Source organism: Mesorhizobium sp. CNPSo 4671 (assembly GCF_057784245.1).
This window is the reverse complement of the sequence record NZ_JBWLUW010000081.1, coordinates 1-516: the sequence shown is the minus strand read 5'-3', so window position 1 is coordinate 516 and position 516 is coordinate 1. Positions and strand designations below refer to the sequence as shown.

Annotated in this window: 1 pseudogene; it reads right to left on the bottom strand. The window is 56.6% G+C overall.

Annotated elements, in window-relative coordinates:
- Positions 1–300: 300 nt before the first annotated feature.
- Positions 301–516: pseudogene (locus AC04SF_RS37465) on the bottom strand (amylo-alpha-1,6-glucosidase); the annotation flags it as partial.

The window sequence follows — 516 nt, the reverse complement described above, 5'->3', positions numbered from 1 at the left end:
GTCATTGGCGGCGCTGTGAGTTCGTTCAGTCCCACGCGTGCCGGCCACCTCGAATTTTCTGGGCCCGATACGGTATACGGCGACGAGAAACCCAAAGCCCAAATCAACTTCGCCTGAGGCTTGCTGCCCTTTGGCGCAGCCTCTTGGCGCGTTCGTTCAACGGGCCGTGTTCGGAAACCTAATTTTTAACCCGTGAAACAAACCGCGCAAATCTCAGTTCGGCGTGGCACGTGTTTCTTTCAGGTTTGTTCACCAAAGTTTGAATGTCAGGGTACGAAAGAATTTCAGCGACCGGCCCAGCTAGGAGCGCACTACCAGCGGCACGAGCCCTTCATGCCGCTCATCGAGATAACAAACAATGTGGTCGCCGACGCGCTCGAAAGTGAGATCGACTTTCGCCTCCCCAACCGCCAGGTGACGAATGACGAGATTGTCGATGCCTATTGGCAAGCGTGGACGGTCGACCTCGATCGCACGGTTCCAGCCGTCGATCCGAATTCCCAGACAGGCCTGCAG